At 71.3% G+C, this 19,570-nt stretch carries 17 protein-coding genes and 5 pseudogenes; 11 read left to right on the top strand and 11 right to left on the bottom strand.

Features of this window, described 5'->3' with window-relative positions; genetic code table 11:
* Positions 1-55: 55 nt before the first annotated feature.
* From KWI83_RS11280 to KWI83_RS11265, 4 genes are all read right to left on the bottom strand, one after another.
* Positions 56-466 (bottom strand): PIN domain-containing protein, encoded by a 411-nt coding sequence (locus tag KWI83_RS11280; protein ID WP_218514165.1) that lies wholly within the window; start codon positions 464-466, stop codon positions 56-58.
* Positions 463-684 carry a type II toxin-antitoxin system VapB family antitoxin gene (locus KWI83_RS11275; RefSeq protein WP_172629543.1) on the bottom strand — a complete coding sequence of 74 codons (222 nt, stop codon included), beginning with the start codon at positions 682-684 and terminating at the stop codon, positions 463-465. Before KWI83_RS11275 ends, KWI83_RS11280 begins: the two co-directional genes overlap by 4 nt.
* Before the next feature lie 288 nt (positions 685-972).
* Complete coding sequence (locus tag KWI83_RS11270) at positions 973-1,143, bottom strand: hypothetical protein (protein WP_218514164.1); 171 nt, start codon at positions 1,141-1,143, stop codon at positions 973-975.
* Between the two features lie 382 nt (positions 1,144-1,525).
* Positions 1,526-1,882, bottom strand: a complete 357-nt coding sequence (locus KWI83_RS11265; protein WP_218514163.1) for a hypothetical protein — start codon at positions 1,880-1,882, stop codon at positions 1,526-1,528.
* 865 nt (positions 1,883-2,747) lie between these two features.
* Between KWI83_RS11265 and KWI83_RS11260 the strand changes: the two genes are divergently transcribed.
* From KWI83_RS11260 to KWI83_RS11250, 3 genes are all read left to right on the top strand, one after another.
* Positions 2,748-4,784, top strand: coding sequence for a SpoIIE family protein phosphatase (locus KWI83_RS11260; RefSeq protein ID WP_218514207.1), 2,037 nt, complete (start codon positions 2,748-2,750; stop codon positions 4,782-4,784).
* Between the two features lie 157 nt (positions 4,785-4,941).
* The gene (locus KWI83_RS11255) at positions 4,942-6,054 is read left to right on the top strand and encodes a sugar ABC transporter substrate-binding protein (protein WP_218514162.1); all 1,113 of its coding nucleotides are present in this window, start codon (positions 4,942-4,944) and stop codon (positions 6,052-6,054) included.
* A 314-nt stretch (positions 6,055-6,368) separates the two neighbouring features.
* Entirely contained in the window at positions 6,369-7,082 is a 714-nt protein-coding gene (locus tag KWI83_RS11250; RefSeq protein WP_218514161.1) for a hypothetical protein, read from the top strand.
* Here the strand turns inward: KWI83_RS11250 and KWI83_RS38350 are convergent.
* Positions 7,059-7,331, bottom strand: a pseudogene (locus KWI83_RS38350) (TerD family protein); the annotation flags it as partial. The gene KWI83_RS11250 and the pseudogene KWI83_RS38350 sit on opposite strands and share 24 nt — an antisense overlap.
* 128 nt (positions 7,332-7,459) lie before the next feature.
* On the opposite strand from KWI83_RS38350, the pseudogene KWI83_RS38345 reads away from it, so the two are divergent.
* Positions 7,460-7,546: pseudogene (locus tag KWI83_RS38345) on the top strand (VapC toxin family PIN domain ribonuclease); the annotation flags it as partial.
* A 168-nt stretch (positions 7,547-7,714) separates the two neighbouring features.
* Here the strand turns inward: KWI83_RS38345 and KWI83_RS11245 are convergent.
* The gene (locus tag KWI83_RS11245) at positions 7,715-8,083 is read right to left on the bottom strand and encodes a FadR/GntR family transcriptional regulator (RefSeq protein WP_256362123.1); all 369 of its coding nucleotides are present in this window, start codon (positions 8,081-8,083) and stop codon (positions 7,715-7,717) included.
* A gap of 113 nt (positions 8,084-8,196) precedes the next feature.
* A pseudogene (locus KWI83_RS11240) lies at positions 8,197-8,997 on the bottom strand (ATP-binding cassette domain-containing protein); the annotation flags it as partial.
* 762 nt (positions 8,998-9,759) lie between these two features.
* Between KWI83_RS11240 and KWI83_RS11235 the strand changes: the two are divergent.
* The 7 genes and pseudogenes from KWI83_RS11235 to KWI83_RS11205 form a co-directional block, all read left to right on the top strand.
* Positions 9,760-10,611 carry a fumarylacetoacetate hydrolase family protein gene (locus KWI83_RS11235; protein ID WP_218514160.1) on the top strand — a complete coding sequence of 284 codons (852 nt, stop codon included), beginning with the start codon at positions 9,760-9,762 and terminating at the stop codon, positions 10,609-10,611.
* An 11-nt stretch (positions 10,612-10,622) separates the two neighbouring features.
* Positions 10,623-12,041 (top strand): L-fuconate dehydratase, encoded by a 1,419-nt coding sequence (locus tag KWI83_RS11230; RefSeq protein WP_218514159.1) that lies wholly within the window; start codon positions 10,623-10,625, stop codon positions 12,039-12,041.
* The gene (locus KWI83_RS11225) at positions 12,038-12,814 is read left to right on the top strand and encodes an SDR family NAD(P)-dependent oxidoreductase (RefSeq protein WP_218514158.1); all 777 of its coding nucleotides are present in this window, start codon (positions 12,038-12,040) and stop codon (positions 12,812-12,814) included. The genes KWI83_RS11230 and KWI83_RS11225 overlap by 4 nt, the downstream gene beginning before the upstream one ends.
* Positions 12,811-13,839: an aldo/keto reductase gene (locus KWI83_RS11220; protein WP_218514157.1), complete on the top strand. Its 1,029-nt coding sequence runs from the start codon at positions 12,811-12,813 to the stop codon at positions 13,837-13,839. The genes KWI83_RS11225 and KWI83_RS11220 overlap by 4 nt, the downstream gene beginning before the upstream one ends.
* Positions 13,836-14,147: an L-rhamnose mutarotase gene (locus KWI83_RS11215; RefSeq protein ID WP_218514156.1), complete on the top strand. Its 312-nt coding sequence runs from the start codon at positions 13,836-13,838 to the stop codon at positions 14,145-14,147. The genes KWI83_RS11220 and KWI83_RS11215 overlap by 4 nt, the downstream gene beginning before the upstream one ends.
* Positions 14,144-15,052: an amidohydrolase gene (locus KWI83_RS11210; protein WP_218514155.1), complete on the top strand. Its 909-nt coding sequence runs from the start codon at positions 14,144-14,146 to the stop codon at positions 15,050-15,052. Before KWI83_RS11215 ends, KWI83_RS11210 begins: the two co-directional genes overlap by 4 nt.
* Positions 15,043-15,180: pseudogene (locus KWI83_RS11205) on the top strand (heterodisulfide reductase-related iron-sulfur binding cluster); the annotation flags it as partial. The gene KWI83_RS11210 and the pseudogene KWI83_RS11205, both read left to right, overlap by 10 nt.
* Here the strand turns inward: KWI83_RS11205 and KWI83_RS11200 are convergent.
* From KWI83_RS11200 to KWI83_RS11185, 4 genes and pseudogenes are all read right to left on the bottom strand, one after another.
* Positions 15,171-15,536 (bottom strand): annotated as a pseudogene (locus KWI83_RS11200) (arabinofuranosidase); the annotation flags it as partial. The pseudogenes KWI83_RS11205 and KWI83_RS11200 overlap by 10 nt on opposite strands.
* A gap of 222 nt (positions 15,537-15,758) precedes the next feature.
* Positions 15,759-16,487: a 3-oxoacyl-ACP reductase FabG gene (fabG, locus tag KWI83_RS11195; RefSeq protein ID WP_218514154.1), complete on the bottom strand. Its 729-nt coding sequence runs from the start codon at positions 16,485-16,487 to the stop codon at positions 15,759-15,761.
* 1 nt (position 16,488) lies between these two features.
* Entirely contained in the window at positions 16,489-18,048 is a 1,560-nt protein-coding gene (locus tag KWI83_RS11190) for an MFS transporter (RefSeq protein WP_218514153.1), read from the bottom strand.
* A complete protein-coding gene (locus KWI83_RS11185; protein ID WP_218514152.1) occupies positions 18,045-19,496 on the bottom strand; it encodes an adenylosuccinate lyase family protein in 1,452 nt (483 codons plus the stop codon). The genes KWI83_RS11190 and KWI83_RS11185 overlap by 4 nt, the downstream gene beginning before the upstream one ends.
* Between the last annotated feature and the right edge of the window lie 74 nt (positions 19,497-19,570).

The raw sequence follows: 19,570 nt of genomic DNA, 5'->3' as shown, positions 1-19,570 counted from the left end.
AGGCCGCGTGCTGGAAGAACGGCCCCGTCCAGAACCTGTCTGGTGACAAAGCGCCTCAGGCGACGTCGTGGATGTTGTGCTCGGTCAGGTCGGACGCGTGCCGGGCGATGGCACGGTAGTCGGCATCGTCGTGGAGGACGGCCAGGCCATGGTGAGCCGCGGTGGCGGCGATGACGAGGTCCACCGCGGAGGCGCTGCGATGCTCGCCGGCCTGCGCCATACGGTGTTGCACCGAGCCGATCCAGCGCCCCGCGTTCTTCGGCACTGACACATCGGGGTAGAGATCACTGAACATCTCCGCGATCTCGTCGTACTCGCGCCCGTTCCGCGCGCTGTGGAGGAACTCGGCGCGCTGCACGTAGCAGGACGCGACGGCCCCGGCATCGATCGCGTCGTACCAGGCCGATTGCAGCTTGGAATCGCGGAGAAGCCGGACCAGGCCGGAGGTGTCGAGCAGGTAGATCACCGGCTGTGCTTCTCCGCCCGGTGCAGGCGCTCGGCGTCCTCGACGGCACCCCACTCACGCGCACGCTCGAAGTGACGGCTGATGCGCGCCGCGCGCTCCTGCTGCTCGGCGTAGAAGTGCAGAGCGAGATTGACGGCCTCCTTCTTGGTCCTGACCTTGGACAGAGCCATGGCGCGTTCCAGGGCGTCATCGTCGATGTCGATCTGGGTCACAGACATGCCGCACCTCCTACACTATGTTGGTGATGTACATAGAAGAATACGTCACCAACATTCGCGGGTCCACGTCTGAGCGTCGGATCCCGGCATGTGCGGTCGAGACGTGCTGGTGGCGCCCGCGCCCTCAGCGTGCCCGTAAGGGCGGACACAGGTCAGGGCTTGACCTGACGTGTGGCGCTTGTCTAGACCAACGCGCCGACGCACCAGTTCGTAATCCGGGCGGCCACCGGCGTATCACCGGTGGCCGCCCGCGTTTGCCGAACCGACAACGCGCCTTCGATCCGGGGTTCAGGCGGCGAGTCGGCCAGGGGCCGGGAGCATGCCGAGACGGACCAGCGCCGCCCTGCTCACCCGGGGCAGGCGTCCGAGAGCCAGGCGCAGCGCCCTGCGAGAGGCCGGCCTGGTGAGACCGAGGGACGTGCCGTAGGCGTCGCGCACCAGCAGGACGTTGCGAGACACCGCTGCGGGAGAAGTAGGTCAGCAGCCGTACCCGCTCGATCCGGGACAGATCCACGGTGCGCTCACCGGTCAGTGTCCGCGAGGTCAGAAGGATTCCGGAGCGGCGCTGGGGCGGCCGCTCCCTGTTCACTTCGGTGAGCAGCAGAAGTCCGGCCGGTCCGGCGGTCATCGCCGGCGCGATCGCCGCCCCTGCGGGAAACAGGCCGACGGCCGTCACGGCGAGCGCGACGAAGGGCGACGAGCGCTCCGGCGAGGGCGGTCCAGCGGCGCGCCCGTCGCCGGGCCGCCGCGGGCGACGTCCACCGGTGCGCGTACTTCGCTTTCACCTGGATCTTCAGCACCGTGGGTCTCCACCGTGGGGTCCTCGCCTTCCGGACGCGGGTCAGTCGAGTTGCCGAGGCTGCGCCCCGGACGGGCTCGTCCATGACTCGGTCCGCCGTCCGAACCAGTCGGAGAGGGCCGCGCCGCCCTGCAGTCCCAGGCTCAGGAACAGCAGGTGGGGTGTGGTCGCGGACTGCAGGATGTCGGCGGCTTCGCGGGACATGCCCGCCAAGCCGGCCACCGCCGGTACCAGGCCACCCACGTACAGCACGAGCGCGGAGACTCCCTGCACCCGGATCCGCGCCGGGGACCACCGTGCGCGGGCCCTCTTCGGTGCCCAGCCGCGGAGCATGGCGAGGCCGAGAGGCAGCAGTACCGCAGTGAACAGGCCGATCCAGCACCATAGGAAAACCGCCATGCCCCACTCCCTTTCCGCGCTTCCTCGGCGCGAAGTCTGCCCCGCGCGCGGTCCGCCGTCACTGCCGGGACCCGGAAGTCTCCAGGCGCCCGGACTGCGCGGGCACCGCAGCCCGCCACCGCGCCGACTCGCCTGGTCATTCGAGGCCCGGGCCCGGCTCGGGGAGGTCTCCTTCAGGACTCCGGCGAAGAGCAGGGAACCCGGCGTCGTCGGCATCCTCGACACCCCGTATCGACGAGGCCCCGGCCTCCGCCGGTCGGAAGGCCGCTCGGAAGGCCGCTCGGAAGGCTGCTCGGAAGGCCGGTCGGAGTCGCCGGTGTTCGAAGTTCACTGCACGACCGGGCAGTCTTTTCGGCTCGGACCTGGTCTTCAGGCGGCGGTCCGGCGGAGGGAGTTGCGTCGGCTCGACTCGGGCGCCCGCAGCGTCGCACCCCGCATCACCTGCCTGCGAGCAGGTTGTGCAGCCGCGTGGCCTCTGTGGCGGTCGTTGTGGCCCATGCCGTACGGCGCGGAAGGGCCGCCGGTGGGAGGGCCGTCGGAGAACACTCTGTGCCTGTCTGAAGGCACGGCGCATCAGCTGGGGCCGAAGAGAGGGCGCCCCGGCCCCGGCAGACCTGTGCACCGCCCTTTCCACCGCCACGGCATCGAGGTGCCGCCGCCATCCCGCGGACGTATCGTCCGTTTATGGATGCCAGGCGTGGCTGGGGTGCTGCCTCGCGGTGGGGACGGGTGACTCTCGCTCCACCGATGCGGAACGCCGTGGACGTCGTCGCCGTCAGGGGGTGAGGGTGTGCGGGACCCCACCCGCTCCGTGGCCGGCCCGGACTCCGGTCCGGAGCTGCTGGAAGCTGCCCTGGTGCAGGGCATGCGGGACACCGGTGCCAGCGTGGGCGCCGTGTATCTGCCGGCCCCGGGCGGGCAGGCACTGAGGCTCGCGGTGTTGAGCGGAGTGCCGTGGGAGATCGCCGTGCCGTGGGCCCGGGTCGCGCTGAGCGCTCCGACTCCGGTTGCCGACGCCTTGCGGGAGCATCGGCTGGTGTGGCTCGGTGGCCAGGAGGAGTTGGCGCGCCGTTATCCGCAACTGGCCCTCGTACTGCCGTACGCCTTCACGCTGGCCGCCGCCCCGATCACGACCGACGGCACGGAGTGGGGCGGACTCGTGCTCCAGTGGCCCGCCTCGCACCCCGCGGAGCTGAGCCCGAAGGAACGCGAGGCGATGGGCGACGTCTGCCACCGTCTGGGCCTGCTCCTGCGGACGGCCGCCGACAGCGGCCACCCCGTGCTGCCCGGCGCCGAACCGCGCCTGGTGCCCCCACCCCAAACCCGCGCGTTTGAACCGTCCGGGGCACAGGCGGCGATGAACTTCGCCGAGCGCCTTCCCGGCGGGTGCTGCGCACTCGACCCCGACGGCCGGATGACCTTCGTCACCACCACCGCCGCCGACCTCCTCGGCGCCGACGTGTCCGACCTGCTGGGGGCCCGGCCCTGGGAGGCGCTGCCGTGGCTCAACGTCCCCGTCGCCCAGGACCCCTACCGAGCCGCGGTGCTCAGCCGCCGCCCCACGTCGTTCACTGCCCTGCGCCCGCCCGACCGATGGCTGTCCTTCCGCCTCTACCCGGACGCCTCGGGCATCAGCGTGCGCATCGCCCCTGTCCCGGCGGCGGGGGCCCCGGACAGTCCGCTGTCGCCGCCCCCCGCCACAGGCCGGGCCGCCGCGGTGTACCACCTGATGCATCTGGCGGCGACCCTCACGGAAGCGGTCGGAGTGCGGGACGTGGTCGACCGGGTCGCCGACCAGGTGCTGTCCGCAACCGAAGCCCAGGCCCTGGCCCTGATGACCGCGGAAGAGGGCCGACTGCGGATCATCGGCTACCGCGGCTACACCGCCGAACTCATGGACCGCTTCGACGCCGCGCCCCTGACCTCGGACACTCCCGCCGTGCACTGCCTGACCACCGGAGTTCCCAGCTTCTTCGCCACGTTCGCCGAACTGAAGCGCGCCTATCACCCCGCGGTTCTCCAGGACGACATGGCCGCCTGGGCCTTCCTGCCACTGATCACCTCCGGACGCCCAGTCGGCTCGCTCGTCCTCGCCTACGACCGTCCCCACACGTTCGCCCCCGAGGAGCGCGCAGTCCTCACCTCCCTCGCCGGCCTGATCGCCCAGGCCCTGGACCGCGCCCGCCTCTACGACGCCAAACACCAACTCGCCCACAGCCTGCAAGCCGGCCTGCTCCCCCACGCCCTGCCCCGCATGTCCGGGCTCGATGTGGCCGCCCGATACCTCCCCGCCGGCCACGGCACCGGAATCGGCGGCGACTTCTACGACCTCATCCGCCTCGACGACACGACCGCCGCCGCCACCATCGGCGACGTCCAGGGCCACAACGTGCAGGCGGCCACTCTGATGGGCCAGGTCCGCACCGCGGTCCACGCCACGGCCGGCGCACCCCCCGAGGAGGTGCTCGCCCGTACCAACCGCCTGCTCACCGACCTCGACCCCGGCCTGTTCACCAGCTGCCTCTACGCCCATCTCGACCTCGCGCACCACCGCGTGCGCCTGGCCTCCGCGGGCCACCCGCCCCCCATCCTGCGTCACCCCGAGGGGCGCACCGAAGTCCTCCGCCTGCCACCCGGACTCCTGCTCGGCATCGACCCCACCGCCGCCTACCCGGCCACCGAGATCGCCCTGTTGCCGGGCGCCGTGCTCGTCCTGTACACCGACGGCCTCGTCGAAGTCCCCGGCGTCGACTTCGACGAGGTCACCGATGCCCTCGCCGACCGACTCGCACGGGCCGACGACCTGAATGCGGAAGCCCTCGCCGACACCCTCGTACACGACACCCAGCAGCGCGCACACCGTAGCGACGACGTCGCCCTGCTCCTCATCCACGCGCGGTGAGCGGCGCTGTCCACCCTCGGTGAGGGACAGCAGCACCCCGATCTCGCGAGCTGCACAAGTGCCGCATGTCAACCGCTTCACACCGCCCGACCTATCCTGACAGTGAGTGGCCGGCGTGGACGGTCAGGGGTTTCTCGGACGATCCAGGGAGCACCCCATGAGTGTGTGTCGGGGCCGTACGGCCATTGCTGCAGCCGCATTGTCGCTGGCCATGGCCGTGTCCCTGGCCGCCTGCGGCGAGGCCGGGGAATCCACCGGCTCGGGTGGGACCGCCCCCGGCAAGGGCGGCTTCACGATCGGCCTGCTGCTCAGCCAGAACGTCCAGACTCGCTGGGATGCGTTCGACAAGCCCCTGATCGAAAAGAAGATCAAGGAGCTGTGCGAAGACTGCACGATGGAGTACGCCAACGCCGGGGGGGACGTGGCCACCCAGAAACAACTGGCGGAGAACTTGATCAACAAGGGTGTCGACGTCCTGATCCTCAGTGCCGTGAACTTCAGATCTCTCCACTCCTCGGTCGAGAGGGCACAGGACGCGGGCGTCCCGGTTGTCGCCTACGACGGGCTCGTCGAGGGCCCGATCTCCGCCTACGTCTCCTTCGACAACGAACAGGTCGGGAAGATTCAGGCCGAGGCGCTCCTCAAGGCCCTGGGAGACAAGGCGGACAGCGGCCAGATCGTCATGATGAACGGTCCTCAGACCTCCCCGACCAACGTCGCCTTCAAGAAGGGCGCACTGTCCGTGCTCAAGGGTGAGGTCAAGATCGGCAAGACGTACGACATCCAGGGCTGGAGCCGGGAGAAGGCCCACACCAACATGGACGGCGCCATCGCCGCCTTGGGTGCCGACAGCATCGACGGCGTCTACGCCGCCAACGACGGTCTCGCCTCCGGCGTCATCTCCGCCCTCAAGGTGGCCGGCGTCGAGCCGCTGCCTCCCGTCACCGGCCAGGACGCCGACCTCGCGGCTGTACAGCGCATCATCAGGGGCGAGCAGTACATGAGCGTCTACAAGCCCTTCAAGGCCGAGGCCGACGCGGCCGCGGAGATGGCAGTCGCCCTGGGCCGCGGCGAGAAACTCGACGCAATCGCCGAGGCCACGGTGGACACGGCCACCACCAAGAACATCCCCGCCGTCCTGCTCGACCCCATCCCGGTGACCGTGGACAACGTCAAGGACACCGTGGTCAAGGACGGCATGTACACGATCGACCAGATCTGCACGCCGAAAGTCGCATCCGCCTGTGAGAAGGCCGGCCTCACCGATTGACAGCTTGATGCACGGTGAGTCCGAGGAGACGTTTGCCAACGCCACTCGTGACGGCCGACCCGCCATCGACACCTGACCGGCGAAGGAAGCGTTGCCGACGCACGGAAGATCTGCCCCACACACCACGCCCGGGCTGAAGGTCGGGGTGATCAGCGAGACGGGGAAGATCAGGCAGGAGACGACACGCCCTGATGCGGTTCGCGGTCGGCAAGCAGGGCGGCACCCAGGGGGTTGAGCGGCCACGGACGGTACGAGGTGCCGACGGAGGACACGTTCGTAGCCGTTCGGTGACGCGGGCTTGTGAAGATCTGGGTATGGCGAGAACAGCGACACCCCAGCGGCGGCGGCATCGTGTGGCCGGTACGGCAATCGTGGTGGCTGTGCTGATGGTCTTCCTGGCCACGGCCTGGTCGTTCGGCTACGTGCGGGTGCCGGGGGTGCCGATGGCCTTGCTGTCGCGGAGTGCTGAGGTCGATACGGCGAGCCGCCAGGCGAAGGCGCGGGCCGAACACCGTCTGCAGGAGGTCGTCGGCGTTCTTCCGGGCGCACCGCGGCCGCTCGGTGCCGCTGCCGCGGACCGCTGCCTGCGCAACCTTCCCTTCGAGGGGGAGCCCTCCGGTCCGCTGAGCTGCCAGTGGCGGCTGGAGCGGTACGTCGTCCTCGACGGCGACCTGCGGACGGTCGGCGACGCATGGGGAGAGGTGCTCGGCGACGGCCGGTGGATCGGTATGCGGGCGCGGCTCCCCTCCGATGAGGGTTCCGCCTCCGAACGGTACGAGTACCGTGACGCGGGGACGCACGACCGTCTCGTCGTCACGCTGGTCCGGGACAGTGAGGCGTTGCGCCTTCTGGATGTCGCGCCCCGTTTCGAGGGCGTCGAGGTGTACGAGCGAGAACGGCGGAGTTTCGCGTCGTGGAAGGCCGCGGGGCGGGCAGTGGCAGAAGGCCGTACTGTTGCCCGCATCTCGTTGGTGCGCGCCTACTACAGCGAGAACGGCAGCGCTCCCTTCGAGCCTCAGTACTGGTGACGGGCCATGGGCCACTTCGGCCCAGGACAGGTGCCAGAGGGCCACCTTGTGCTTACGCCGTCCGTCGATCCTGACGTCGACCAGCGGGCTGCCTTCCAGCGCGACGTCGTTCGACAGGGTGATGACGGCCTCGTAGCCCCGGCGGGCGGCGATGTCCATGTACGCCTGCACCTGTTCGGCTTTGAGGGCGTTCCCGTTGGTCTTGGTCTCGACCAGTGCCGTCCACAGCTTGCTGGCCCGTTCGACCCGCGATCGGTGGCGGTAGGGGGCCCGTTGCATCCGCCTGTTCGTCGCCTGCTGCGCCGTCCAGCGCTTCCTGGGCAGCCGCATCGTCCTCGATGTCGACGCCGAAGTCCGTTGCCGGACCCGCCCAGAAGCTGCTCCACCGCGACCGGGACTTGGAGTGCATCGCCGCCGTCGCCGGCCAGGCGCTTCAGTGGTACGGCCCCGAAGCCGGCAAATGAACCAAGGGCGGGCGCCGGCCGTTCCGAGGAAGCCGCGACCACCGGCCTTGCAGCGTGAAACGGGCTTCACTCAAGCTCTGTGTGGGCGCGGGCGCGAAGACCGGTGGGCAGATCGGTGCGGCTGCCGGGAACCGGCTGCCGCACCGCCGGCAGTGGAGAGACGGGAGGTCAGCCGTCGATCGCTCGCAGTGAGTCGTCGTTCAGGCTGGCCGCGAGCCACTGCTCGACGGCGGCGATGTGGACCGTCGCGGCGGAGGCGGCCAGTTGTGCGTCCCGTGCTTGGAGCGCGCGGAGGATCTCCTCGTGGTCCTGGTGTGCGTTGTCCAGGGCATGACTTGTCCGGCTGCCGCGGACGATGCGTACGCGCTGGGTGCGGGTGGAGAGCACGCGCAGCAGCATGGACAGCACCAGGTTGCCGATGGCTTCGACGATCCGCAGGTGGAAGGCGATGTCATGAGCGACGAACTCGTCGACCGTGGTGGCCGACCTGCACCGGTCGAGGGTCTCACGCAGGTCCTGGAGATCCTCCGGCTGCAGCAGGGCGGCGGCCAGTCCGGTCGCCTGCGGTTCGAGCAGTCGGCGTACCTGGAGCAGTTGCAGGGCGGTTTGTCCCTGGGAGACGTCGGCGGCGAAGGAGAGGCTCTCAAGCAGCCGTTGGTGGGGCGGATGGCCACCAGGACATGGGGGTCGGTGGCCAGGGCGCGGGCGACGACGACCTTCTGCTGGTTGCCGCCGGACAGGGCGGAGACCGGGGTGGCGGCTCCCGGGGTCTTGATGTCGAGATCGCGGATCATGCGCCGGGCGAAGGCCCTGGTGCGGGCCGGCAGCACCGTGCCGAACGGGCCGAGCTGGTCGGTGACGGTCAGCGTCGCGTTCTCCGCCACACTGCGGTTGTTGACCAGCCCCTGGAGATGACGGTCCTCGGGGACCAGGCCGACTCCGGCGGCGAGGGCCGACGGCACACTGCCGGTGCGCACGCTCCTGCCGCCCACCGAGATACCGCCCTCCTCGGCGCGGTGCAGACCGGCGACGGCCTCGCCCACCTGCACGTTGCCACTGGCCGCGGCACCGGCGAGCCCCACCACTTCGCCCGAGCGCACCGAGAGGGAGAGGTCCGCACAGGCGCCGGGCAGCGTCAGGCCCTCGATCGCCAGCAGTTGCGCGGAGTCGGCCCCCACGGCTCGGGCCGTGCTCGCGGCGGCGGTGCCCGTGGCGGCGGACTCGCCGGTCATGGCCTCCACCAGCGCCTGGTGACCGAGCTCGGCCACGGGCGCGGTGAGGATGTGGGCCGCGTCGCGGTAGACCGTGACCGTGCGGCAGAGGTCGTACACCTCTTGCAGGTGATGGGAGATGAAGAGGAAGGCGACGCCCTGCTCCTGGAGGTCGCGGAGCTTGTCGAAGAGGCGGCCGATGCCGCGGGCGTCGAGCTTGGCGGTCGGCTCGGCGAGTACGCCTGCCGGGCAGAGGTCGGTTCCGGCACGGGGCAGGTGCGGACCGCGCCCGATGTGGACGGAAATGAGGGTCAGCCGGTGGCCGAGGTGTCGGAGGTTCGACGGTCGCGCTGCGGGTCGCGCTGAAAAGCGCCGATCATTCCTCCGATGTATCTCGGACGCCAGGACGTTACGACGGCATCGCCGAAGTCGACAAGGGTTCCCCCTGCCTGATGTGCGTGACACCGGTGACCCAGATCTCCGCGGACCGGGCCCGACACGTTGAGACAGCCGTCGCCACCCAGGTCTACCTGTACTTTCTCCACCGTCTCGGGCGAGGCGCGACGAGCCGAAGGAACTCACGATTCGGCAACGGCGCTGCCCCGGTCAGGGCGACCGCAGGGGCGACGGAGTGCCTGCTGACGGGTTGCGGCCTCACTCTGCCCCCGTGGGGAACGCCGCTCATGCCTGCTCCCGGCGGAGAGGCAGACGTATGAGCATGCCTCGGAATTCATCGGAGGGTCAGTTGTGTGACGCCCCTCTGCGCAGGTGAGGGTGCAGGTGGCGGCGGGACCGCAACGTGGAAGTGTCACCGTGCGGGATATACATCCGAGCTATCTCGTTGTCAGTGAGGCGTACCTCCGTCTACAGTCGCGATGCCGCGATACATCCGATGACTGGTCGACGGGCGACAGAAGCCCTCTGCGCGTCCGGCCCGGGCGCACAGGCTGCCGGCTGTGTTTCGGCCGACCACCACCCCGACGAATCACCCGGAGCTGCCCCGTGAAACTGCTGAGAGTCGGCGCCCCCGGCGAGGAGCGGCCCGCCGTCCGCACCGACGACGGCCGGCTGCTGGACCTGTCTCCCGTGGCCCTCGACATCGACGGCGCCTTCCTCGCCACGGGCGGTGTCGAAAGGGCCCGTGCCGCCGCCACGACCGGGGAACTTCCCGAACTGGACGCGGACGGCCTGCGGATCGGCGCACCTGTGGCCCGCCCCGGCAAGGTCGTCTGCATCGGTCTGAACTACCGCGACCACGCCGCCGAGACCGGCGCGGCGATTCCCGAGCGGCCCGTGGTGTTCATGAAGGACCCGGGCACGGTCGTCGGACCGTACGACGAGGTGCTGATTCCCCGTGGCTCGGTGAAGACCGACTGGGAGGTCGAACTGGCGGTCGTCATCGGCCGCCGGGCGCGCTACCTCGACGGACCCGAGGCCGCGCGGGACGTGATCGCCGGGTACGCGGTCAGCCACGACGTCTCGGAGCGGGAGTTCCAGCTGGAGTACTCGCCGCAGTGGGACCTCGGCAAGTCCTGCGAGACCTTCAACCCGCTCGGTCCGTGGCTGGTCACCGCCGACGAGGTCGGCGACCCCCAGAATCTCGGGCTGCACCTGAGCGTCAACGGCGTGAAGCGGCAGGACGGTCACACCAGCGACATGATCTTCCCGGTCGCCCACATCGTGTCGTACCTGAGCCAGTACATGGTTCTGGAGCCGGGCGACGTGATCAACACCGGTACGCCCGCGGGCGTGGCCCTCGGCCTGCCCGGCACCCCCTTCCTCCGTCCCGGCGACACCGTCGAACTCTCCGTCGACGGGCTCGGCGGCCAGCGCCAGACCTTCGCCCCAGCGTGAAAGGCACCCCCTTGACTGCAATCGCCACCCGGATCACAGCCGTCGACACCTACGACATCCGCTTCCCCACCTCGCGGGAGCTGGACGGTTCCGACGCGATGAACCCGGACCCCGACTACTCCGCCGCCTACGTGGTGCTGCGCACGGACGCCGGTGACGGACTGGAAGGCCACGGTTTCACGTTCACCATCGGACGCGGCAACGACGTCCAGGTCGCCGCGATCGACGCACTGCGGCCCCACGTGGTGGGGCGTGACGTGGCGGAGCTGTGCGCCGACCCGGGCTCGCTCAGCCGCGACCTGGTCGGGGACAGCCAGTTGCGCTGGCTCGGCCCCGAGAAGGGCGTGATGCACATGGCGATCGGCGCCGTGGTGAACGCCGTGTGGGACCTGGCCGCCAAACGGGAGGGCAGGCCGCTGTGGCAGCTGCTCGCCCACGCCGAGCCCGAGTGGCTGGTCTCCCAGGTCGACTTCCGCTACATCACCGACGCCCTCACCCCCGAGGACGCCCTGGAGCTGCTGCGCGAGGGCCGCAAGGGGCTCACGGAACGCGAGGCGATCCTGCTGGAGCGCGGCTATCCCGGGTACACCACCTCACCCGGCTGGCTCGGCTACTCCGAGGACAAGCTCACCCGGCTGGCCAAGCAGGCCGTCGCCGACGGCTTCACCCAGATCAAGCTCAAGGTCGGCGCCGACCTGGACGACGACGTCCGGCGGCTGCGCGCTGCCCGGGCCGCCGCCGGCGACGGCATCCGCATCGCCATCGACGCCAACCAGCGGTGGAACGTGGCGGAGGCGATCGAGTGGACCAGGGCGCTCGCCGAGTTCGAGCCGTACTGGATCGAGGAGCCGACCAGCCCCGACGACGTCCTCGGACACGCGGCCGTACGGAAGGCGGTCACCCCCGTGAAGGTGGCCACCGGCGAGCACGTGCAGAACCGCGTCGTCTTCAAGCAGCTCCTCCAGGCCGGCGCCATCGACGTCCTCCAGATCGACGCGACCCGGGTCGGCGGGGTCAACGAGAACCTGGCGATCCTGCTGCTCGCCGCGAAGTTCGGGGTGCCGGTGTGCCCCCACGCCGGCGGAGTGGGGCTGTGCGAGCTGGTGCAGCACCTGTCGATGTTCGACTACCTGGCGCTGTCCGGCACCACCGAGAACCGGGTCATCGAGTACGTCGACCACCTCCATCAGCACTTCACCGCGCCCGTGGTGATGCGTGAAGGCCACTACACGGCGCCGCTCGCCCCCGGCTTCTCCGCCACCATGCGGGAGGACTCCATCGCCGCCTACACCTACCCGGACGGGACGTTCTGGGTCGCCGATCGTGCCGACACCGCCGACGCCGCCGGACAGGCCGACACCGCCGAACGCCCCGACACCGCCGACGCCGCCGGACAGGCCGACGCCGCCGGACAGGAGGACGCGGCATGAGCACCGACCTCTCAGGGCTCCGGGCCGTCGTCACCGGCGGCGCCTCCGGCATCGGCCTCGCCACGGCCCGCGCGCTGGCCGCACAGGGCGCGGCGGTGGCCGTGCTCGACCTCGAACCCGCCGGTGTGCCCGAACCGCTGCTCGGCTTCGTGGCCGACGTCAGCGACGACCCCTCGGTACGCGCTGCCGTGGAGGCCGCTGCCACGCGGCTCGGCGGCATCGACATCCTCGTCAACAACGCGGGCATCGGCGCCGCGGGCACCGTGGAGGACAACCCCGACGAACAGTGGCACCGCGTCCTGGACGTCAACGTCCTCGGCATCGTCCGCACCACCCGGGCCGCCCTGCCCCATCTGCGCCGCGCTGCCACTGCCCGTCCGGGCACCGCGGCCGTCGTCAACACCTGCTCCATCGCCGCCACCGCGGGACTGCCGCAGCGCGCCCTGTACTCCGCCAGCAAGGGCGCCGTGCTGTCCCTCACCCTGGCCATGGCCGCCGACCACGTCCGCGAGGGCATCCGCGTCAACTGCGTCAACCCCGGCACCGCCGACACCCCCTGGGTGACCCGGCTGCTGGACGCCGCCGACGACCCCGAGGCCGAACGCGCCGCCCTCAACGCACGTCAGCCCATGGGCCGGCTGGTCACCGCCGACGAGGTGGCCGCCGCCATCGTCTACCTCGCCGGTCCCGCGGCGGCCAGTGTGACCGGGACCGCACTCGCGGTGGACGGCGGTATGCAGGGGCTGCGGTTGCGTCCGGCGGCCCGGCCGTGAGGACGACGAGGCTGGGCGGCAGCACGGTGCGTGTCTCGGAACTGGCGCTGGGCTGTGCCGGAATCGGAAACCTCTACCACCCGGTCACCGACGCCGCCGCCCTCGCCACCGTGGAAGCGGCCTGGGACGCCGGCATCCGCACCTTCGACACCGCGCCCCACTACGGGCTCGGCCTGTCGGAGCGGCGGCTGGGCGCCGCGCTGCGCGGGCGCCCCCGGGGCACGTACACCGTCTCCACCAAGGTCGGCCGGCTCCTCGTGCCGAACAAGGACGACGGCCACGGCGACGACCTCGCGAACGGCTTCGCCGTCCCCGCCTCCCACCGCCGCGTCTGGGACTTCAGCGCCGACGGAGTGCTGCGCTCCCTCGAAGCAAGCCTGGACCGCCTCGGCCTCGACCGGATCGACGTGGCCCTGCTGCACGACCCGGACGACCACGCCGAGCAGGCCCTGCGCGAGGCGTACCCGGCACTGGAGCGGTTGCGCACCGAAGGAGTGGTGGGCGCGATCGGCGTCGGAATGAACCAGTCCGCGCTGCCCGCCCGCTTCCTGCGCGAGACCGACATCGACGTGGTGCTGCTGGCCGGCCGCTACACCCTGCTGGAACAGGAAGGGCTCGCCCAGCTGCTGCCGGAGGCCGCCGCCCGCGGCCGGAGCGTCGTCATCGGCGGAGTCTTCAATTCCGGCCTGCTCACCGCCCCGAGGCCCGGCGCCACCTACGACTACGCGCCCGCGCCGCAGCCGGTGCTCGACCGGGCGCTGCGCCTGCTGGCGGTCACCGAGCGCCATGGTCTGCCCCTGCGCGCCGCCGCCCTGCGCTTCCCCTTCGGCCATCCCGCCGTCGCGAGCGTGCTGACCGGTGCCCGTTCAGCCGAGGAGGTGCGCGACACCGTGGAACAGCTGCGGCGCCCGATCCCGGACGCCGTATGGGACGACCTGCGCGCCGAGGGCCTGCTGGCCCCGGACACCCCCGTCCCCGCATCCGCCCCGATCGCAGAAGCCACGTCGCCGGAGGAGCCGTCATGAGGGTCGCCCTGCACACCAAGGTCCGCGCCGACCGCGTCGAGGAGTACGAGGCGGCGCACCGGGAGGTCCCCGAGGCGCTGACCGCCGCCATCCGTGCCGCGGGGGTGAGCGAGTGGACGATCTGGCGCAGTGGAACCGACCTGTTCCATGTGCTGGAGGCCGACGACTACCCGGCGGTGATCGCCGAACTCGAGAAGCTGCCGGTCAACATCGCCTGGCAGGCGCGGATGGCGGACCTGCTGGACGTGGTGCACGACTACTCCGCCGAGGGCGCGGACGCCTCACTGCCGGTGGTGTGGCAGCTGTGAGCGCGCCCCTCCCGGAACCGGGCGTCGTCGACGCCCACCACCACGTCTGGGACCTGTCCGTCCGTGACCAGGACTGGATCACCGGCCCTGAACTCGCCCCGCTGCGCCGCGACTTCGGCCTCCACGAACTGGAGCCGGAGGCCCGCGCCGCCGGCGTCACCGCCACCGTACTGGTGCAGACGATCACCGTGCCGGAGGAGACGCCGGAGTTCCTGGACCTCGCCGCCCGAAGCCACCTGGTCGCCGGGGTCGTCGGCTGGACCGACCTGACCGCACCCGATGTCACCGACGCTCTTGCCGGACTGCGTGAGCGCCCCGGTGGGGAGTACCTGGTGGGCATCCGCCACCAGGTGCAGGGTGAACCCGATCCGCGCTGGCTGCTGCGCCCGGACGTCCTGCGTGGTCTGTCCGCGCTCGCCGAGTCAGGGCTCGTCTACGACCTGGTGGTCAAGCCCCATCAACTGGCGGCCGCCGTCCATGCCGCCGAGCGTCTGCCCGGCCTCACGTTCGTCCTCGACCACCTGGGCAAGCCGCCCATCGCCTCCGGTGATCTCGAGCCCTGGGCCGGGCAGGTCCGGCGGCTCGCCCTGCTGCCCAACACCGTCTGCAAACTCTCCGGCATGGTCACCGAAGCCGACTGGGACTTCTGGACCGTCGAGGATTTCACGCCGTACGCCGACACGGTCCTGGACGCCTTCGGCCCGGGGCGAGTGATGTACGGCTCCGACTGGCCCGTCTGCCGGCTCGCCGCCTCCTATGCCGAAGTCATGTCCCTGACGCGTGAGTTGACGGCCCGGCTCACCCGCGCGGAACGCCACGAGGTCTTCACCGGCACCGCCGTGCGGACCTACGGGCTCACCCTCTCCGGATCCCCGGGCCCGCCCCAGGAAGCACCATGCGCATAGCCCTCTTCATCACCTGCTTCAACGACACGATGTTCCCCCGAACCGGCCAGGCGGTGACCGCGCTCCTGGAACGCCTCGGCCACACCGTGGAGTTCCCGCGGGACCAGGCCTGCTGCGGCCAGATGCACTTGGTGTAGGTGATGTAGTAGAGGCCGTCCGTGTGCTTGAGGATGCTGGCGTCACGGATGCGGTTGCTGGGCGGGGTGTACGCGGAGGCCTTGGCGAGCCGGAAGTCGGTGGCGTCGTCGGACTGATACACGTTCACGGTGCCGTCGTTGTCCTTGAGGAACGGCACGATCGTGTAGCGGGTGGCGGACCCGCTCGGCGGCGCGGCGGCCGAGGCGGTGCCCAGCAGGCCCGGCAGCTCGCCGAGCACGAGCGCCGAGGCGGGCAGGGCTCCCAGGGCACGCAGCAGGGTGCGGCGCGACGGCGTGAAGGGGCGGTCGGGTCTGTCCCGGTCGGAAGTCCAGGAATGGCAGATCATCGCCCTGCAGACGGCCATGGGCCGGGGGACCGGTGACGAACCGGACGCTCCAACAGCCGGGCGGCACACATATCCATGTCACCCGCTCATCCCCTCCACCTCACGGCCCCGGATCAGAACAGCGTTGGCGCCGCGGCACACCCGTCCCACCCGTGAGTGATCACCCCTCTCCCTCGAAAACGCAATGGAGGGTGTGCCATGGGCCTCTCCGAGGCCACCGTCTCAGTGGCCCAGTCCAGCGCCTCCGTCGACCGGGATCACGGCGCCCCTCACATAACCGGCACCCGCCAGGAACACCACCGCGTCGGCGACCTCGTCGGGGTGGGCCGGGCGGCCGGCCGGGGTGCGGCCGAGCAGGTGTCGGCGCTGCTCCTCGGTGAGCGCGCGGGTCATGTCCGTTTCGGTCAGGCCGGGCGCCACCACGTTGCAGGTGATGTCACGGGGGCCGAGTTCGTGGGTCAGCGAGCGGGCGAAACCGACCAGCCCCGCCTTCGACGCGGCGTAGCTGGACTGCCCGGCGGCGCCTTGCAGGGCCGCCGTGGAGGAGACCAGCACGATACGGCCGTGACCCTGCGCGAGCATCCCGCGCACCGCGCGGCGGGCGACCCGGAAGGCGCCCGTGAGGTTGGTGTCGATGACGGAGGTGAAGTCCTCCTCACTCATCTGCAGGAGCAGCCGGTCGTGGGTGACGCCCGCGTTCGCGACCAGTACGGTGACCGGGCCGTGGGCTGCCTCGGCCTCCTTGAAGGCCTGGTCCACCTGCCCGTCGTCCGTCACGTCGCACCGCACCGCGAGGAGGTTCTCGTCGGCAGGTGGCCGATCACCGCGCCAGGTCACCGAGACCCGGTCTCCCGCCGCCGCGAAGCGGCGGGCTATGGCCAGCCCGATTCCCCTGTTCCCGCCGGTCACGAAGACCGAGCGGGCGTCGGCCCGTTCTCCCGTTTCCGCCATTTCAGTCCCTTCCTCTCGTGCTCGTGCCGTTCTGTGCGCGCAACCCCACGACGGCCACGACGAACCCGGCGAAGGCCAGTACGGCGGTCCAGAACGTGGCCGCGTACATGGCGTCCAGGAAGGCGCGGTCGGCCGTGGCGGCCAGCTCCGGCAGCCGTAGCGAGCCGGCCAGCGAGCGGGCCGACTCGGCCGAGGTCCGGGCCTGTGCCGCCGTATCCGCCGACAGCCCCTGCGGACCGACGGGCAGGGCGGCGTCCGCCATGCGGTCCCGGTAGACGGCGGAGAGGATCGAGCCCGCCATCGCCACCCCGAGCGTGCCGCCGACCTGCCGTGTGACGCTGTTGACGGCCGATCCGGCGCCCGAGAGCTGCGGCGGCACCCCGCGCATCATCACGGCCGTGACCGGTGTGCCGACCAGGCCCATGCCGAAGCCCTGCACCCACAGCAGGGCGGCGACGACCGCGAGGGGCGTCCGTTCGTCGAACCACAGATAGGCGGCGTACGTGGCAGCCGTGGCCAGGACGCCGGCCGCGATCGTCCAACGGGCCGACAGCAGCCTGCTCATCGCCGGGGACGCCTGGCTGCCCAGGACGATGCCGACCGCGGCGGCGATCATCACCGTTCCGGCCTCGGCGGGGGAGAGTCCGCGGGGGCCCTGGAGGTAGAAGGCCGCGTAGAACAGATGCCCTGCCAGGGCCATGAACGCGATCAGCAGCACCACGCTCCCGGCCGTGAACCCGGGCTGCCGGAAGAGCCGCAGGTCCAGGCTGGGCGCCGGGGATCTGCGCTGACCGGCCACGAAGACGGCGAGCAGGGCGCCGCCCAGGACGAGCGGCAGGAGGACGTGTGCGTCGTACCAGGTCCGTCCGCTGCCGAGCTCGATGATGCCGTAGACCACTCCGCCCAGGCCGAGCACGGACAGGGCGAGGCCGGGCAGGTCGAGCACCCTGCGCCCGGGGCCCTTCAGCGCGGGCACCACGGCCACCACCCCGGCCAGACACAGGGCCACGATCGGCACGTTGGCCAGGAACACCGACCCCCACCAGAAGTGTTCGAGCAGAACCCCGCCCACGACCGGGCCGACCGCCACACCCAGACCGCTGGACGAACTCCAGATCGCGATGGCCCGGGTGCGTTTCTCCTCCGGGGTGCTCTGCACGATGACCGACAGGGTCGCGGGCATCAGCAGCGCGCTGCCCGCGCCCATGAAGGCCCGCGCCACGATCAGCCGGCCCGGGTCCGGTGCGAACGCGCCGGCCGCGGAGGCGGCGCCGAACAGCGCCAGACCGGCGAGGAGGGTGGCCCGGGGGCCGAAGCGGTCCGCGAGCGCGCCGCCCGCGAAGAGGGCACCGGCGAAGACCAGCGTGTAGGCGCTCGCCACCCACTCCAGTTCGGCGGGGGTCGCGCCCAGGCCCTCGGCCGGGTCGGCCAGCGTGGTGACCGCGACGTTGAGGATCGAGGTGTCCAGCCAGATCAGCATCTGGGCGCAGACGACGACCAGGAGGACGGGCCATGAGCGGGTGGGCGACGCCCGCTTCTCGGTCCTGCTGACGGTCGTCATCGCGTGCCTTCCTGGTGGGGGGTGAGGCCGAGGTCCCCGGAGTCAGGGGTGACGTCGACGGCCCCGTATCCGCGCAGCGCCCGGTCGACGAGCGCGTCGGCCGCGCCCGTGTAGCCGGCCGGGTCGAGGAGTTCCGCCAACCGGGCGGGGGTGAACCGGGCCGACAGTTCGGGGTGTTCGGACAGCACCTCGGCGAGCGGGCGCCCGGTGTCGGCCGCCTCGGCCGTGGCGGCGGTCATCAGTGTCTTCGCCCGTGCCTTGCCGAGCGCCGGGGCGAGCGCCACCGTCAGGCGCTCGGCGACGACGGCGCCGCCGGTCAGTTCGAGATTGGCCAGCATCCGCTCCGGATGGACGACCAGCCCTTCCGTGAGCTCCACGGCGGTGTGCGCGGCGCCGCCCGCCAGCCGCAGCGCCTCCCGGAGCGGCTGCCACTCGGCGTGCCACGCCCCGGCCGGCCGCTCGTCCTCGGCGAGCATGCACTGGGCCAGGACGAGGGCCTGCGCGGGGACCTGACGGGCGGCGGACACGATCAGGGTGGCGAGCACGGGGTTGCGCTTCTGCGGCATCGCCGAAGACGCTCCGCGTCCGGCCGCCGCGGGCTCGGAGACCTCGCCGATCTCGGTGCGGGACAGCGTCTGCACATCGAGCGCGAACTTCCCGAGCGCCCCGGTGACCAGCTGGAGCACCGCCCCCAGGTCGGCGACGGGCGTGCGCGCCGTGTGCCAGGGGATCACCGGCTCGGCCAGCCCGAGCGCCCGCGCGAACGGCCGGAGCAACTCCGTACCGCCCTCGTCCTTCCTGCCGTCCAGTACCGCGTACTCTCCGTACGCGGCGAGCGTGCCCGCCGCGCCGCCGAGCTGGGCCGGGAGCGTGGACGCGACGGCCCGTACCCGGGCCAGGGCGTCGGCGACCAACTGGAGCCAGCCCGCCGCCTTGAGGCCGAGAGTGGTGGGTACCGCGTGCTGGGCCAGGGTGCGCCCGGCCAGCACGGTGTGGCGATGGGTGTCGGCCAGCGCGGCGAGGGCGGCGCGGACGCGTTCCAGGTCGGTGGCGATCAGGCCGAGCACCCGGCGGGCGACGAGCATGGCCGCCGAGTCGAGGATGTCCTGGCTGGTCGATCCGCGGTGTACGTACTCGGCCGCGGCCGGGTCCTTGGCGGCGACCAGCTCGGTGAACGCGGTGACCAGCGCGACCACCGGGTTGGCCGTGGCCCGGGCCGCGCGGGCGAGGGCGACCGGGTCCAACTGGTCCGCGCGGGCCGCCGAGGCGATCGCCGCCACCGCGGCGGCGGGCGTGCGGCCGACGGCGTACTGGGCCCGGGCCAGCGCCACCTCCGCGTCCAGCATGGCCTGCAGCCAGGCTTCGTCGGTCACCTCGGCAGCCGCCGGCGTGTCCGCCCAGGTGGGGGCGAGCAGGCCCGCGTCGGTGCCTACGGACGGCGCGTTCACGCTCGTCGTCTCCCTCTCTCGCGTACCTGATGTGTCGTCGAAGAAGTCGAAGAAGTCGAAGAAGTCGAAGAAGG

The organism is Streptomyces sp. TRM70350 (genome assembly GCF_019219825.1).
GTDB lineage: Bacteria > Actinomycetota > Actinomycetes > Streptomycetales > Streptomycetaceae > Streptomyces.
This window is presented reverse-complemented; position numbering and strand designations above follow the sequence as displayed.